The organism is Gracilibacillus boraciitolerans JCM 21714 (assembly GCF_000521485.1).
Classification (GTDB): domain Bacteria; phylum Bacillota; class Bacilli; order Bacillales; family Amphibacillaceae; genus Gracilibacillus; species Gracilibacillus boraciitolerans.
Genome location: NZ_BAVS01000001.1, coordinates 113,722 through 129,315 on the forward strand (window position 1 = coordinate 113,722; position 15,594 = coordinate 129,315).

The following is a 15,594-nucleotide window of genomic DNA, read 5'->3' on the forward strand; positions in this document are numbered from 1 at the left end:
TTAATAGTAGGTTAATACTTGTACGTTACGATGTAATAGAAGCTTTCAGAAGAAAGCTATTAAAAATTATCTAGATTCCATAGGGGGAAAAGCAAATGAATAAGTGGAAGTTAATCATGTTAGTTGCATTAGCGGTATTAACAATGGGAGTTTTAGCAGCATGCGGTAATGCACCAAATGAAACTGAAAATGAAGAAAAAGAAACAAAAAATGAAGCAAATGCAAGTGAAGAAACTTCTGAGGAAACAGAATTATCTGGTCCAGTAAGTATTGATGGTTCCTCTACCGTTTTACCAATTATGGAATACGTAACTTATGAATACAATCAAGCACATCCAGAAGTGGAAGCAGTTCTAAACTCATCTGGTTCTGGTGGTGGATTCAAAAAATCAACTGTTGGAGAAATTGATTTTAGTAATTCTTCTCGACCAATTAAAGACGAAGAAAAGGCTCAAGCGGAAGAAAATGGCATCACACTTCATGAAATAGAAGTAGCTTATGATGGCCTCTCTGTAGTAGTAAGTCAGGAAAATGATTTTGTTGAATCTCTTACTGTAGATCAGTTAAAACAAATTTTCTTAGCCGATGGTTCCGCAACAAAATGGTCAGATCTTAATCCTGACTGGCCAGAAGAAGACATCATCATTTACAGCCCTGGTCATGATTCAGGTACGTTCGATTACTGGAATGAAGTTATATTAGAAGAAAATCCAATGCGCGAAGGAGAAAATACAACATTATCGGAAGACGACAACACGTTAGTTACTGGAGTCAAAAGTGATCCATATGCGATTGGTTACTTTGGTTATGCTTATTACATTGAAAATGAAAATACTTTAAAAGCATTAGCAATTGATAATGGCGATGGTAATCCAATTAAACCAAGTGGAGAAACGATTCAGGATAATTCGTATTCACCTTTATCTCGTCCGTTATTCACATATGTTAATGTTGATTCTTTAAAAGAAAAACCACAAGTTTATGATTTTGCTAAATTCACTATCGAAAATGCTGGTGCAGCTGCAGAATCAGTAGGATATGTGGCGCTTCCTGAAGAAAAATACCAAGAACAATTAGATGAAATTAAAGAATTAGCAGGTAAATAAGATATAATATAAAGTGGGACAGGATCACTATATATTGAGTGGTCTGTCCCATCCATTTTGCAAGGTAAAGAAAAGGGGATTATCATGGTGAACAAACAATCTACTGCGAACATTTCCGTTCAGGACATGATTAAACAAAACAAAAAAAAGAAAAATATAGGTAACGGCATTGAAAAATTTGTACCAATATTTTTATTGTTGTGTGCAATTGTTTCTGTATTAACTACTATTGGTATTTTATTTACTTTATTACGAGAGACATTTTCATTTTTTTCTGATGTTTCTTTAGTTGACTTTTATTTCGGGACACATTGGTCTCCATGGACAGATCATTTCGGGGGGGTTGCACCACTTATTGCAGGTACATTATTGATTTCATTTATTGCGATATGTGTAGCCGTACCAATCGGATTGGCATCAGCAATTTATTTGAGTGAATATGCAACTGAAAGAACAAGAAAGGTGATTAAGCCAATTTTAGAAGTGCTGGCAGGGATCCCTACAGTTGTTTATGGTTTTTTTGCATTAACATTTGTTTCGCCATTATTAGGAAATATATTTTCTGAAATGAGAATTTTTAATGCACTAAGTGCTGGTATAGTTGTTGGTATTATGATTATACCTATGATTGCTTCTTTATCTGAGGATGCAATGAGTGCTGTACCTCATAGTTTACGAGATGGGGGGGCACTTGGATTGGGAGCCACACGTTTTGAAGTTGCGATAAAAGTTGTGTTACCTGCTGCCTTATCTGGTATTATAGCTTCAATTGTTTTAGCACTTTCACGAGCGGTAGGTGAAACGATGATCGTGACGATTGCTGCAGGTGCAACACCTAATTTAACATTTAATCCGACTGAATCAATTCAAACCTTGACTGCATTTATAGTACAGGGTGCTACAGGTGATACCTCTTTTCATTCTATTATTTATAAGAGTATTTACGCCGTAGGATTTACATTATTTATTTTCACTTTGATTATGAATATTCTGTCACAATATATCTCTCGTCGATTTAAGGAGGATTATTAATGACACAACAAATAAATATAAGCCAAATAAAAGGCCGAGTTACGCGTAATAAAATATATAAAGGAATTTTTATTCTGGCTATCAGTTTGGCTATGCTGGCATTAGCAACACTTTTATATCGAATATTAAGTCAGGGTCTTGGCTATTTAAGTATAGATTTTTTAAAGAATTATCCAGCGCCATATATAGAAGAAGCAGGAATATTTGCTGGATTAATGGGTTCTGTTTTTATGATGTGTATCACTGCTCCAGTGTCTATTATATTGGGAGTTTCAACTGCTCTATACCTAGAAGAATATGCGACACAAAATAGATTCACTCGTTTTATCCAGGTAAATGTGCAAAATTTAGCCGGAATACCCTCGATTGTTTTTGGTTTATTGGGTTTAACGTTATTTGTCTATTTATTAGCAATGGGATATACATTAATTGCTGGTGCTCTAACAATGAGTCTACTCGTTCTTCCAGTTATTGTTGTAGCCTCACAAGAAGCAATTCGGTCTGTACCTAAAGAAATAAGAGAAGCATCGATTGCTATGGGTGCTACAAAATGGCAAACCATTTGGCGAATCGTACTGCCTGCATCAATTCCTGGTATAATTACCGGAGCCATCTTAGCATTATCGAGAGCAATTGGCGAAACCGCCCCCCCTTTAATTATTGTGGGTGCCGCTGCCGCTATTTATACTATACCAGATTCCTTCTTGTCCAAGTATACCGTTATGCCGATTCAAATTTATAGTTGGACAGCTCGTCCACAGGAGGAATGGCAATTTGTCGCAGCAGCTGGAATTATAGTATTGTTAGCAATTTTACTATGTATGAACGCAGTCGCGGTTTGGATTCGTAATAAATTTCAAAAAAGATATTAAGAAAGAAGGGCTATTGATGACAGCAGCAAACGTATTTAGTATAGAAGATTTCAATTTATGGTATGGAAACGATCAAGCTTTGTATCACATTAATATGGCAGTTCCAAGAAAAGAAATAACAGCAGTAATTGGACCATCTGGTTGTGGAAAGTCAACTTTATTAAAAACATTAAATAGAATGATAGAAACAATTCCAATTGTGAATACTTCTGGAATTATAAAATATAATGATAATAACATCTTTGAAAAAAAACAAATGGTTGAAGAGTTGAGAACGCACGTGGGCATGGTATTTCAAAAACCAAATCCATTTCCGAAATCGATTTATGAAAATGTAGCATATGGTCCAAAAATTCATGGAATTAAAAAGAAGAATGTATTAGATGAAATTGTAGAAAAAAGTTTACGCGGTGCGGCAATTTGGGATGAAGTAAAAGATCGTTTAAATCAAAATGCTTACGGATTATCAGGTGGACAACAGCAGCGTATTTGTATTGCTAGATGTTTGGCAATTGAACCAGATGTAATTTTAATGGACGAACCAACGTCAGCATTAGATCCAATTTCCACTTTAAAGATTGAAGAGTTAATCAAAGAATTAAAAAAAGATTATACGATTATTATTGTTACGCATAACATGCAACAAGCCGCAAGAATTTCTGATAAAACAGCATTTATGTTAAATGGAGAATTAGTAGAATTTTCTGATACGGATCAAATATTCTCTAATCCTAAAGATAAACGCACGGAAGATTATATTACCGGTCGATTTGGTTAAGCATCATTGAGTAGCGAAATGCAGAGAGAGGACGTGTCAAATGGCAGGAAGAGAAATGTTTCAAACAGAAGTTAAGAAGGTAGAAGAACTTATCATTTTATTAGCAAAGAAATCAAAGGATCAATTACATCAGGCTGTAGATGCTTTATATAATAGTGACATAGAACTGGCTGAACAATTAATTAAAGCTGATAAAGAATTAGATAAACTAGATTTTCAAATAAATGAAGCAGCTATATTGTTAATAGCAAGACAACAACCTGTTGCAACAGACCTGAGAAGATTAGTTGTAGCGATTCGTATATCATCAGATTTAGAAAGAATGGCAGATAATGCTAAAAATATTGCTAAATCTACCATACATTTAGGTAAAGATCATGGTATTAAAATACATCATTCTATCAGAGAAATGGAAGAAATTGCTGAAAAAATGATTGATTTAGCAATTAAGGCGTATGAAAATGAAGATATTACATTAGCTAGAAAATTAGCAGAGATGGATGATTTGATCGATGCCATGTATTCATCTATGTTACGTGAATTATTAGAAGAAACAGCAACAGACCCTCAAAAAATTCAACATATAATGCAAATGGCTTTTAGTGGCCGTTATGTAGAGAGAATAGGTGACCATGCTACAAATGTTGGAGAAGATGTGATGTATCTAGTAAAAGGTGAATCTGCGGATTTAAATGAATAGGTAAACAATAAGAGGATGAACTATTAATAGATCATCCTCTTATTGTTTTGTTAACATATTTGCGATTTCCTCATTATTCATTTGATCATGAAGTGTAAATTGACCGATTTGAATGGATCTGCTTAATTCATTTTCCTTTAGGTATGAAATAAATGCGTCACGATCCGATATAATACTCTGGTCTACTAATAGGTCAACAATATCGGTGATCGACATACCTGATTCGATCGTGATGGTAGCTATGACTGGAGTTTCTTCAAGTGTTGACTGACCATTCTCTTCCTTACTGTCTAAGGAATGTTTTTTCAGTTCCATAACCTCTTGTTCTATATTTGATAACTTTTCCTCCATATTTTGCTGATAGACAAAATAGCCATCCTTTTGAAGTTGATCGATTTTTTCATCTGTAGAAAGATTATCAGAGCTTGCAGATGGGTTTTCTAATAAGAATACTCCACCTAATATAACAGCAGCTACTAACAATCCAGAAGAAAAGGCTCTAATAAATTGCTTCAACATAATCCCCCATTCTCAGTTGATCGTTTAAAATTGTTTAATAATAGAAATAACATCATACTCATTCATATTTATTTGTTTTGCTATGTAATCTGTATCATGACCTTGATTATATAATTCTTTTACTTTTCTCATCACAGGTGTTTGGTGAGGTGAACTTGGATGCATCGATTGTTCGACAGATAAATCGTCTATTAACAATTCTTCCTCTAATACATTGATTTTTTTCTTTAATTGATAGGTCTCCTGTAATGATGAAATCGAAAATTGTTCAAATTGATCCTCTAGTTGTTTGAATTTATCTTGCATAAAGAATGATACTATCCATAGAATAACGGCTATAATAATAATCGTACCTAAAGTAAATAACATGTTGTTCCTCCTAATTAAAACCAACTTCCACATATATAGTTATATCATATTTGAGAATACAATAAAACATATACTTGAAATTCACTTATTTTTTTGCTATTATACTTTTAGGAAAGATTTGATAAAAAAGTAGATGTATGATTTAGTTTGGAGGGAAAACCATGCGCGTTAATATTACTTTAGCTTGTACAGAAACAGGTGATCGTAATTATATTACAACTAAAAATAAACGTCAACATCCTGAACGTTTAGAGCTGAAAAAATATAGCCCACGTTTGAAAAAACATACGTTACATCGTGAAACAAAATAATTACAAAAAAACTCTTACCATTTTATTAATGGTAAGAGTTTTTTAGATATATAAATAGGATAGGATGAATAAGGAGATGAATAAAAAACATATTAGACAGGATACTCTAGCTGCATGGAATAGGATCAGCAATAAAGAGGAGATTGAGCATGCGATGTATACTCGGTTATTTCGACTTGAGATTTGGCAGAAGGCTAATATTATTGGAATCACATATTCTAAAGAATCAGAGTGGAATACAAATGTTCTTATTAATCAGGCATGGCAAGAAAACAAGATAATTACTATTCCACGGACTGATTTCGCATATTCGACGATGCAATTTTATCACTATCAACATGGAGATAGCTTGGAATCACGAGGATGAAAATAAAGGAGCCATTAGCAAATTGTGCAAAACTAGTGAAAAAAAATGAACATGACCTCATTATTATTCCTGGCATCGTTTTTGACACTAAAGGGTATAGAATTGGCTATGGGGGTGGCTTTTATGATCGTTATTTAAGAGAATATCAGGGTCAAAAACTTTCCTTGGCAGCAAGTTTTCAAATCAAGTCAACGATTAGTAAGGAAAAGTACGACATCCCAGTTGACATAATCGTTACAGATTTTGGCACTATTTATTGTAGTCACACATAAAAATATTAAAATGGTGAAATACTTTAGATAATAACTTGAGGGAGTGTCAAAATTGAGATTATCTAAAGTAATGCTGCTTATAACTGCTAGTATAACCATTGTTTTTGTTTTTCGTCATGCGATTATAAACGGATTAGCTAAAATTTCATTCTTGCGGAAGTTAGGTGTGCGGTTAGCGATGAAAATACCTTTCATTCGAAATAAAATGATTGGTTCCATATTTAAATAACTGTGACAAATCCTTATTGTTATTCTCATCTAAAAGATTCGTGGTATGATTAGAATAGTAATAAGGCAGGTGTTACTATGTATATTAAAAATCAACTTATTCAAAAAAAATTAGTACTTCATTTAATGGAAAAAGAAGAATTTGAATTGTTATCGTTCTCTAATACGCGGGAAGAATATTTATTGTGGAAAAAAGAAAAAAGAAAGACAGATATTGTTAGAGTCTCTTTAAACCAATATGACTGGAAGAGAGACTTAGCTTCATCTGTTGAAACCTTTGAGAAACGAGCGGTTCAACAATTGAGACTTCCATTCTTACAAGAACGAATCAGCTTTCATCATATGTTTATATGTGAGAATCAACCTGTTGATGATTGGGAGGAATTAATTTCATCTTCAGGTCGTGCCAATAAAATAGACCAATCATATATTTATATATATGGAAAAGATAAAGAAGAGATAGATCGTTTTTATCAACAAAGCAACGTAAGCAGTTCGTTTCTTTTCTCTGTTCCGGAAAATTTGTTAGAGCTAGAATATCAAATAGAATTACTGAAACAGCGGATCACGCAATTACATAAAGAAGCTGAGAAGGAAATCTTAGCAATGTTTAGTAAAGGTAAACCGCGCTATTCGTATGTTTTATTAGCTATTAATATATTGGTTTTTCTTTTTCTTGAGTATGCAGGGGGGGCTCCACTAATCCCGAAGTTCTAATAGAATATGGAGCTAAATATAATATCGCTATGATGGAAGGGGGGGAGTGGTGGAGAATAATCACTTCCATGTTTCTGCACATAGGAGTTTTACACCTTGCCTTAAATATGCTTGCATTATATTTTGTCGGAACATTGGTGGAACGTATTTATGGTAATACTCGTTTTCTGCTTATCTACTTTTTAGCTGGTATTGCTGGCGGAATAGCAAGTTTTGCTTTAAATCCAAGCATAGCCGCAGGTGCTTCGGGTGCTTTATTCGGTTTGTTTGGTGCCCTATTATTTTTTGGTATTAAGTTTCCAAAAGTATTCTTTAAAACAATGGGTACAAACGTCATATTTGTTGTTATTCTAAATATAGTTTTTGGATTTGCTGTCCAACAAGTTGATAATGCTGCACATATCGGAGGTTTAATTGGTGGCTTTATTGCTTCCTGGATGGTAATGTTTCCAAAAAACAATGTCTATATTCAGCAGCTTATCGCTTTAGCTGTTTATGCTTTCTGCATATTTTCTATGCTGACTTATGGAATCTCAAATGATGAAGTACAATTTAATGAAAGAATGCAGATCCAACGAATACAAGATCTTTTACAAGAAGAAAAATATGAGAAAGTTATCGATATTTCAGATCAAACATTGCCATTTGCAAATGACTTTCTGCAGAATATTATTTTATCGCTCACTTGCCAATGTCCATTTAGAATTATACGATAAAGCTCAAGAAGATTTGGAAGCCGCTGTCCAACAAAAGCCAAATTTTGAGGAAGCATGGTATAACTTGGCATTAATATATCAACAAAACGAGAATTATACCAAAGCATTGGCAGCAATTAAGCAGTTATTATTACTTAATCCCGAAAAAGAAGTATATCAAGATTTATACAAAGAAATCTAAGAAAAGATGCCATAAAATGCTGTTTTTATTTACAAATAATAGATTATTTAATGACTAAGTGATATTTTTTGATATAGTGTTTCTAGTTGGTTTTGTTCGTTGCTAAATAGAACGATTAAATGATCAAGGTCTTTATCAATTAATATCAATGGCATCATTTGATTTTTTGTTTTAGTTTGGTTAGAAATTGGTAAAATATATTCTTTATATATTCCTTCCCATAGTTGTCCAATAATTTTATCTGTTTGTTCTTGCGAAAGCTGACTAATGGGCTGTTCTTGAAATTGCACAATATCGATGAAAGGAATTAAAATATAGTCATCCGCTTGGATATTGGATGCTGTCAACCATTCTTTCCATGTAAATTGAAGCTGCTGATTTGTAGTCTTTTCAATTGTTTCCCTCCATTCTTCTTGTGATGATGAAGAGGGTTCTCTAAATGATTCCAGAGCACTGTAAGGTGAATCAATGACGTAGAGATGATCACTGGACATCTGTTGTATGCTTTTGATTTCATCGTTTGGATAGTGTGCTTCCCCCCCATGATGAAAGCTGAGCGCCTGAAAGTGACTGCTATCGCTTTCCTCGAAAGTCAATTCGAGCTTAATATCCTTTTCCTGTTCCTTCCATAAACCTTTCATACCTTTTAATCGACCATCCATATATAGTAAAGAGACATCTTGCCTTAAGTAGATTACGTCATGAAGGGTACTTTTTGATGTCCATTTAATTAGGTATTGATCATTTCCCGTTTCATGTAATAAGCGTAATTCTGTTGTGGCTGAGTCAAAAGAAATAGATTCATCTAATGGAAAATATTTTATCATTTCTTCGACTGGACGTTGGGATAGTAATAGTAATAGCAGTACTATCATCATACATATACAGGTTATAATCTGTGCTTTTCTTGTTTTTATCATCAAATATCCCTCATTTGGATATTTCAACTTGTCCATTAACATTCCGCATTAATCTTTAGATATGGAGTAAACTAATGCCAGAAGCTAAGAAAGTAGGGATGCTAATGGAGCAAGAGAAACGTTTGTACCATAACTATGATAAAAATGTTCAATATATACACGATTATTTATCAGTAGACAAGAGTTTTGACCTTATTCATCTAGATGTTCAGTATGCCGGTAAAAAGATGGCACTATTTTTAATTGATGGTTTGGTGAAAGATGATATTCTACATTATTTAATGAGATTTTTAGCTGAATTAAAAGATGGTGATTTAGAAGAAAATGCTTTGGATAAGTTAATTAAGAGGAATATTCCATACGTTGAAATTGATGTGGAACAAGACTTAAACAAGGCTGCAGAGTTAGTTTTAGCAGGACCAACAGCATTATTGGTAGAAGGTCTTGACAAGATAATCATGATTGATGCACGGACATATCCTGTTAGAGGTCCTGAAGAGCCTGATTTGGAACGAGTGGTTAGAGGTTCAAGAGATGGATTTGTTGAGACCATCATTTTTAATACAGCACTCATTAGAAGAAAAATACGTGATAAGACGTTGAGAATGGAATATACTTCAATCGGCAGAAGGTCAAAAACAGATATTTGTATTTGCTATTTAGCAGATATTGCTGATTCTGATAAAGTAGAAATGTTGAAGCAACATTTAGATAAAATAGATACGGATGGTTTACCAATGGCAGAGAAAACGATCGAAGAATTTCTGAGTGGTAAAACATGGAATCCGTATCCAACAATACGCTACACTGAAAGACCTGATACTGCTTCAGAACACATATATGAAGGACATATCCTTATTATTATTGATGGTTCTCCTAGTGTGATGATAACCCCTGCAACATATTGGCATCATTTACAACATGCAGAAGAGTATCGTCAAAAACCATTTATTGGAGTATATTTACGAATGGTTCGTTTTTTGGCGGTGTTTGCCTCTTTATTTTTACTACCTTTTTATTATCTATTATCGACTGAGATGGGAATATTACCTGAGGAATTAGCGTTTATAGGACCAAAAGAGATAGGCCTGCTTCCACTAATCGTCCAATTTCTAATAGCGGAGGTTGGGATAGATGTATTAAGAATGGCTGCTATTCATACACCTTCATCATTAGCGACCGCCCTAGGACTGGTATCAGCCATTATTATCGGACAAATTGCAGTGGAAGTTGGTTTGTTTTCCAATGAAGTTGTATTATATCTTGCTGTTGTAGTAATGGGTACATTTGCAACCCCCCCTAGTTATGAATTAAGTCTTGCTAATCGTGTCACCCGAATTATGTTATTAATCATTACAGCGCTATTAGGTGTGAAGGGATTTGTGATAGGTTTTACCTGTTATATATTATATTTAACTAACTTAAAAACCTTTTATATAGGATATTTCTGGCCTTTCATTCCATTTGATGCGAAAGCTTTCATGAACGTATTGATACGCCAACCAATACCACATGATAAGAATCGTCCGTCATTTTTAAACCCTCAAGATCCTGATCGTTAGAAAAGTTTTTTATTTCCTTTTACAATCGCATTTGTTATAATATCCTAGGTGATATGAAATGGAAAGTATTTACGATTTACGAAAACTATTATTAAAATTCGGAACGATCATCTATATAGGTGATCGTTTAGCTGATTTAGAACTCATGGAAGAAGAATTAAATGAGCTTTATCAAATGAAAATGATATCAAACGAAGAATTTATACAAGGAAGTCTACTTTTAATAAGAGAAAAGGAAAAAATTAAATAAAGGGTGAGAATAAATGGATAAAGATATACTAATTGGGGTAGATATTGGAGGAACAACTGTTAAAAATGCCATTATTTCAATACAAGGGGAAATGATCGATAAATGGGAAATTCCAACCGTACTTAAGAACGGTGGAAAAAGCGTCCCACAAGATATCTGGAATTCCATTGAAAAAAATTATCTGAATTAAGTATAAGTAAAGACCGATGTTTAGGGATGGGTGTAGGCGCGCCAGGTTTTATTGAGCCAGGAACGGGTAAAGTTGCTATAGCTGTAAATATTGGATGGAAAGATTTTGCTTTAAAAGATATATTAAGAGATTTATCAGGTTTACAAGTATATGTGGACAATGATGCCAATATAGCTGCACTCGGTGAAAATTGGAAAGGGGCAGGAAACCAAGTAAACAATATGTTAGCTGTTACCTTAGGAACTGGTGTCGGAGGAGGAATCATAGCTAATGGCCAGGTAATTAGTGGAGCTAATGGTACGGGAGCTGAAATAGGTCATATTACCGTTGAAAAAAATGGTGCTTCATGTAATTGTGGTAGAAAGGGTTGTCTGGAAACAGTTGCTTCAGCTACTGGTATTGTTCGACAAGCTGAGGAATTATTAGCTGAAGGTAAAGCCTAAAGTTAAAAGAGAAAAAAAATCAAATTAATAGAATCACAACAAAAGAGATATTTGAAGCTGCAGCAGATGGTGATCAGGATGCGATGCATTTATTAGATCGTACTTTTGATATATTAGGTTTTTCGCTTGCAAATATAGCAGTTATAATTAATCCTGCTAAAATTGTGATCGGTGGCGGTGTATCAAAAGCAGGGGATGCTTTATTATTACCAGTTAAACGCGCATTTGAAACGTATACACTGCCTCGGACAAATGAAGCTTGCGAATTTGTATTAGCTGCTTTAGGAAATGATGCCGGTGTTTACGGTGGAGCATACTTAGTATTACAAAATAATTAACTCAAATTAATAAGGCTTGTAAACTAATTGTAACTTTTTTTAAGATTGTTGAAACTTTTGTGTGATGTTGTTCGTCTATAATAAATAAAGAGAGAAAAATAGAAAATAGGTTCTATCATTTTGAGGAGGATAATCAAATGTTTAATAAAAAGCTACAAATGCCCTTATATTTATTTGCAACGCTATTATTTGGGCTAAAAACATATATAATTTATAGATTTGTGTTTAATATTTCATTAGATAATATGATGCAAGAATTGATTTTGTTTATAAATCCATTTATTGGTGCTCTGTTTTTCTTTATGTTAAGTTTGTTTTTTAATCAAAGAAGACAGATTAAGTTTATAAAGTATGGTATTCTAATTGGATCGATTATTTTATATTTCAATATAGTATTTTATCGAAATTTCTCAGATTTCATTACTATACCTTTATTATTTCAGGGAAGTAATGCTGCAGATTTAGGGAGCAGTGTTCTTGGCTTAATAAAATATTGGGACATTGTATTGTTCGCTGATGTAGTTATTGTCTGGACAGTAGCTAAGAAGTACGGGACTCAAATTACAGGTACTTTCACTAAACGATATAAACGATTAGTTTTGACAACGTCTGTTGTATTGTTAGTTGTCAATTATGGGCTTGCTGAAATGGAAAGACCACAATTATTACAAAGAACTTTTGATCGTGAATATTTAGTGAAAAATATTGGGGGGGTATTTAATTATCTTATTTACGATGCTGTACTTCAATCAAAATCTCAAGCACAAAGAGTTTTTGCTGATGGCAATGAATTAAAAGAGATAAGCGACTATATCAAAGATGAAACTACTACTGATGGTAGTAAAGAAATGTTTGGTATAGCAAAAGATAAAAATATTATCTTTTTAGAGATTGAATCTCTGCAATCCTTTGTGATAAATAATACACTTCATGGTGAAGAAGTTACACCATTTTTAAATGATTTAATTGATGATAGCTACTATTTTGAGAATTTCTATCATCAAACAGCACAAGGGAAGACATCAGATTCAGAATTTTTAATTGAAAATTCCTTATACCCATCACCAAGAGGCGCTGTTTATTTTACACATGCACAAAATGATTATCATTCTTTGCCTGAAATCATCGGTAATAATGGTTATACTTCATCTGTTTTTCATGCTAATGATAACAGTTTTTGGAACAGAGATGTTATGTACGAAAATATAGAATATGATCAATTGTATGATATTGATTCTTATGAAGTTACAGATCAGAATTCAGTTGGTTGGGGTTTAAAAGATAAAGAATTTTTTAAGCAATCTTTAAAATATATTGAAAAAATGGAACAACCATTTTATTCAAAATTTATAACTTTAACTAATCATTATCCATTTGAATTAGACCCAGAAGATGCTACGCTTGAAAAGTATGATTCTAATTCAAAAACATTGAATAACTATTTTCAAACAGTTAGATATACAGATGAAGCAATCGAAGAATTTTTCCAATATATGAAAGATATTGGTTTATATGAAGATTCTGTATTCATTATAATGGGAGATCATTATGGTATTAGCGACTTTCATAAGAAAGCAATGAGCCAATATTTAGATAAAGAATATAACGATTATTTACATGTTCAATTACAAAAAGTACCATTCTATCTTCATATTCCTGGTCAAGAAGGAGAAGTAATTTCAAAGATATCTGGTCAAATTGACGTGAAACCTACCATTTTAAATTTATTAGGTATTGATGACAGTAATGACTTGTCCTTTGGTACTGATTTATTTGGAGATGAACGAAAAGACTTTATAGCGCTAAGAGATGGTAGTTTTATAACCGAAGAATATATATATTCAAATGATTCATGCTATGATCGTCAAACAGGTGAAGTAATTGAAAATACCATTGAAACAGATGGTGAAGAACAATCTGCTTGCCAGCCTTATGTAGAAAAAGTTCAAAAGGAATTAAATTATTCCGATAAAATCATTTTTGGAGATCTATTAAGATTTTATGATTTCGCTGATGAGTAATAAAAAAGAGATGAACATATTAATGTTCATCTCTTTTTTATAAGGTAGGAAAGGCCTCCTGTACTTTTTATAACTTGCAATGGCTACATCAGTTAGTTAAGTTAAGTTCAATATTATGCAATAAAAAATCCGAACGATAATAAATTCTCATTGCAGAATTCGCATTATCGCTCGGATTTTAGTGTTATTCGATTAGTTTTGTACCATTCTTTTAGTTTTGAAATAGTGGACGTATTAATTCCCAATATAAAGTTCCAATAGAAAAGAATCCAAAAACGAGCGCAGCTATACCTGCAAAGGCAACTCCGAACATGTTATGTGCCTTAAATTCACGTACAATAGCAACTACACATAGAATCGTTACTAAAAGAATTATAAATCCTAATTCCATTTTTTATCCTCCTCACATGTGAGAGTGTATCCATTCCAGTTTGAACATTTATCAATTTAATATGTATAGAGAAGATCCATATATATTTTAAAACAAAAAGATTCTTTTGTCTATTATAATTAATAAAGATAATCTATACATAAACAAGATTTTTTGATCGATCTAAAATTAGAGAAAGGCGCTCAGATCTTTACTGGATCAAAGCGCCTTAATCTTTAATGTCCGAAACCAGGAACAAGAATAAAGTTGGTATAGAAAGTAAAACCAATAAAGAATACAGTACAATAAGCACCAAATAAATACATATACATTCTTTCAGATAATTTTAAGAATCCAACACCTAGAAAAAAGATAGTTTGTGCTAAAAACAAATATGCCATATTTATCATATCACCAACATAAAACATTACTGTAAATATTCCTGTCCAAAAAGCGAGCATACGGAAAACTCGATCCATTGTTCCCCCACCTCCTTAAAATCACTATGTATCAATCATATTATAAACGAGTAAATCAAAAATGTAAATTATTCTAATACAAGGATTTTATCTTGTATTAGAATTGTTCATAATATGGCTACATTAATGATATTTTATACATCATTCAGGGTATTTCAAATTTATCGTTCGTGAACTACCCTTAATTGTTTCTAAATTCATTTGAAATACATTATTCAGATCTTCCTCAGCTAATAAGGTGATATGAACACTTCCATCTGGAAAAACATAGTCATAAGGTGGGGGATTTTTCTCCTGTTTAAGGGAGATAATAGCTTTTTGATAAAGCATTTCTAAAAAGTATTGTTCTTCACTTAATTCATTTAGTCTTTGCTGGTGATGAAACTGTTCTATTTGATGAAATGTTAGTAGTAAAGCTATTAGTAAAATAAAACTGGTTAACGGAAATATATAGCCGTCTTCATTTTTCCATTGTTTTAAGAAAAACTTTTTCAAATTGCTCACCACTATTAGTTAGAATTGATATTACAATCTCGTCAGAATATTCTACGGCAGTAAACTGATTAATATTTCGTAATAATTCTTCATGGCCTTTTCCATTAACTTGCCTTCGAATCTTATTATTATGAAAAGAGACTATCACCTCATCTCCTGTGTTTTGCAAGAAATATACTTGATTAAGATGAACGTATATTTTTTGTGACCATTGAACTTCTAATTCCAAAACATGATGAAAATGGCTAACCATTAAAAGTTCTTCTTGATCTTGGTGCCTCCATAAAAGATAAACATGTGATAGCCAGGACATCAATATTAGCAAAAGGAGAATGGATAGTAAGGCTTCTACCATTAT

General features: G+C 32.8%; 20 protein-coding genes and 2 pseudogenes. 15 read left to right on the top strand and 7 right to left on the bottom strand.

The annotated features are described in order from the left end of the window. The first annotated feature begins 95 nt into the window (after nucleotides 1-95). From JCM21714_RS00535 to phoU, 5 genes are all read left to right on the top strand, one after another. A complete protein-coding gene (locus tag JCM21714_RS00535; protein ID WP_035720858.1) occupies nucleotides 96-1,106 on the top strand; it encodes a PstS family phosphate ABC transporter substrate-binding protein in 1,011 nt (336 codons plus the stop codon). A gap of 84 nt (nucleotides 1,107-1,190) precedes the next feature. After that, nucleotides 1,191-2,138: a phosphate ABC transporter permease subunit PstC gene (gene pstC, locus JCM21714_RS00540; protein ID WP_035720861.1), complete on the top strand. Its 948-nt coding sequence runs from the start codon at nucleotides 1,191-1,193 to the stop codon at nucleotides 2,136-2,138. Beyond that, on the top strand, nucleotides 2,138-3,010 hold the full coding sequence (gene pstA / locus JCM21714_RS00545; protein WP_035720863.1) for a phosphate ABC transporter permease PstA: 873 nt from the start codon (nucleotides 2,138-2,140) through the stop codon (nucleotides 3,008-3,010). Before pstC ends, pstA begins: the two co-directional genes overlap by 1 nt. A 16-nt stretch (nucleotides 3,011-3,026) precedes the next feature. Continuing rightward, nucleotides 3,027-3,788: a phosphate ABC transporter ATP-binding protein PstB gene (gene pstB, locus JCM21714_RS00550; RefSeq protein ID WP_035720865.1), complete on the top strand. Its 762-nt coding sequence runs from the start codon at nucleotides 3,027-3,029 to the stop codon at nucleotides 3,786-3,788. A gap of 40 nt (nucleotides 3,789-3,828) precedes the next feature. Continuing rightward, entirely contained in the window at nucleotides 3,829-4,488 is a 660-nt protein-coding gene (gene phoU, locus JCM21714_RS00555) for a phosphate signaling complex protein PhoU (RefSeq protein WP_035720867.1), read from the top strand. Nucleotides 4,489-4,527: 39 nt separating this feature from the next. On the opposite strand, the gene JCM21714_RS00560 is transcribed toward phoU, so the two are convergent. Next, on the bottom strand, nucleotides 4,528-5,004 hold the full coding sequence (locus tag JCM21714_RS00560; RefSeq protein ID WP_035720871.1) for an endolytic transglycosylase MltG: 477 nt from the start codon (nucleotides 5,002-5,004) through the stop codon (nucleotides 4,528-4,530). Nucleotides 5,005-5,031: 27 nt separating this feature from the next. Continuing rightward, a complete protein-coding gene (locus JCM21714_RS00565; RefSeq protein ID WP_035720873.1) occupies nucleotides 5,032-5,376 on the bottom strand; it encodes a hypothetical protein in 345 nt (114 codons plus the stop codon). A 161-nt stretch (nucleotides 5,377-5,537) separates the two neighbouring features. Between JCM21714_RS00565 and rpmG the strand changes: the two genes are divergently transcribed. From rpmG to JCM21714_RS20015, 6 genes and pseudogenes are all read left to right on the top strand, one after another. Next, complete coding sequence (gene rpmG, locus JCM21714_RS00570; RefSeq protein WP_035720875.1) at nucleotides 5,538-5,687, top strand: 50S ribosomal protein L33; 150 nt, start codon at nucleotides 5,538-5,540, stop codon at nucleotides 5,685-5,687. Between the two features lie 76 nt (nucleotides 5,688-5,763). Next, nucleotides 5,764-6,326: pseudogene (locus tag JCM21714_RS23400) on the top strand (5-formyltetrahydrofolate cyclo-ligase). Between the two features lie 52 nt (nucleotides 6,327-6,378). After that, nucleotides 6,379-6,555, top strand: a complete 177-nt coding sequence (gene yqgO, locus JCM21714_RS20010; protein WP_158413454.1) for a protein YqgO — start codon at nucleotides 6,379-6,381, stop codon at nucleotides 6,553-6,555. 77 nt (nucleotides 6,556-6,632) lie between these two features. Continuing rightward, nucleotides 6,633-7,271 carry a hypothetical protein gene (locus JCM21714_RS17885; protein WP_052000304.1) on the top strand — a complete coding sequence of 213 codons (639 nt, stop codon included), beginning with the start codon at nucleotides 6,633-6,635 and terminating at the stop codon, nucleotides 7,269-7,271. A 32-nt stretch (nucleotides 7,272-7,303) separates the two neighbouring features. Then, nucleotides 7,304-7,987: a rhomboid family intramembrane serine protease gene (locus JCM21714_RS17890; protein WP_268748268.1), complete on the top strand. Its 684-nt coding sequence runs from the start codon at nucleotides 7,304-7,306 to the stop codon at nucleotides 7,985-7,987. A gap of 13 nt (nucleotides 7,988-8,000) precedes the next feature. Beyond that, nucleotides 8,001-8,168, top strand: coding sequence for a tetratricopeptide repeat protein (locus tag JCM21714_RS20015; protein WP_158413455.1), 168 nt, complete (start codon nucleotides 8,001-8,003; stop codon nucleotides 8,166-8,168). A 47-nt stretch (nucleotides 8,169-8,215) separates the two neighbouring features. Here JCM21714_RS20015 and JCM21714_RS00585 read toward each other — a convergent pair whose 3' ends face one another. Further along, nucleotides 8,216-9,088: a hypothetical protein gene (locus JCM21714_RS00585; protein WP_035720877.1), complete on the bottom strand. Its 873-nt coding sequence runs from the start codon at nucleotides 9,086-9,088 to the stop codon at nucleotides 8,216-8,218. Between the two features lie 104 nt (nucleotides 9,089-9,192). Here JCM21714_RS00585 and JCM21714_RS00590 point away from each other — a divergent pair, with 104 nt between their 5' ends. The 4 genes and pseudogenes from JCM21714_RS00590 to JCM21714_RS00605 all read left to right on the top strand — a co-directional run bounded on the left by JCM21714_RS00590 (nucleotide 9,193) and on the right by JCM21714_RS00605 (nucleotide 13,892). Then, nucleotides 9,193-10,650, top strand: a complete 1,458-nt coding sequence (locus JCM21714_RS00590) for a spore germination protein (protein WP_035721779.1) — start codon at nucleotides 9,193-9,195, stop codon at nucleotides 10,648-10,650. Nucleotides 10,651-10,708: 58 nt separating this feature from the next. Continuing rightward, nucleotides 10,709-10,900 carry a YqgQ family protein gene (locus JCM21714_RS00595; RefSeq protein WP_035720879.1) on the top strand — a complete coding sequence of 64 codons (192 nt, stop codon included), beginning with the start codon at nucleotides 10,709-10,711 and terminating at the stop codon, nucleotides 10,898-10,900. 13 nt (nucleotides 10,901-10,913) lie between these two features. Next, nucleotides 10,914-11,871, top strand: a pseudogene (locus JCM21714_RS00600) (ROK family glucokinase). A 137-nt stretch (nucleotides 11,872-12,008) separates the two neighbouring features. Beyond that, nucleotides 12,009-13,892, top strand: a complete 1,884-nt coding sequence (locus JCM21714_RS00605; RefSeq protein ID WP_035720881.1) for an LTA synthase family protein — start codon at nucleotides 12,009-12,011, stop codon at nucleotides 13,890-13,892. Nucleotides 13,893-14,103: 211 nt separating this feature from the next. Here the strand turns inward: JCM21714_RS00605 and JCM21714_RS00610 are convergent, their stop codons facing one another. The 4 genes from JCM21714_RS00610 to JCM21714_RS20020 form a co-directional block, all read right to left on the bottom strand. Beyond that, the gene (locus JCM21714_RS00610) at nucleotides 14,104-14,283 is read right to left on the bottom strand and encodes a DUF2759 family protein (RefSeq protein ID WP_035720883.1); all 180 of its coding nucleotides are present in this window, start codon (nucleotides 14,281-14,283) and stop codon (nucleotides 14,104-14,106) included. A gap of 215 nt (nucleotides 14,284-14,498) precedes the next feature. Further along, nucleotides 14,499-14,741 (bottom strand): DUF2626 domain-containing protein, encoded by a 243-nt coding sequence (locus JCM21714_RS00615; RefSeq protein ID WP_035720885.1) that lies wholly within the window; start codon nucleotides 14,739-14,741, stop codon nucleotides 14,499-14,501. A 141-nt stretch (nucleotides 14,742-14,882) separates the two neighbouring features. Beyond that, complete coding sequence (locus JCM21714_RS00620) at nucleotides 14,883-15,236, bottom strand: hypothetical protein (protein WP_035720887.1); 354 nt, start codon at nucleotides 15,234-15,236, stop codon at nucleotides 14,883-14,885. Continuing rightward, nucleotides 15,202-15,591: a ComGF family competence protein gene (locus JCM21714_RS20020; RefSeq protein WP_235182524.1), complete on the bottom strand. Its 390-nt coding sequence runs from the start codon at nucleotides 15,589-15,591 to the stop codon at nucleotides 15,202-15,204. The genes JCM21714_RS00620 and JCM21714_RS20020 overlap by 35 nt, the downstream gene beginning before the upstream one ends. Nucleotides 15,592-15,594: the final 3 nt, after the last annotated feature.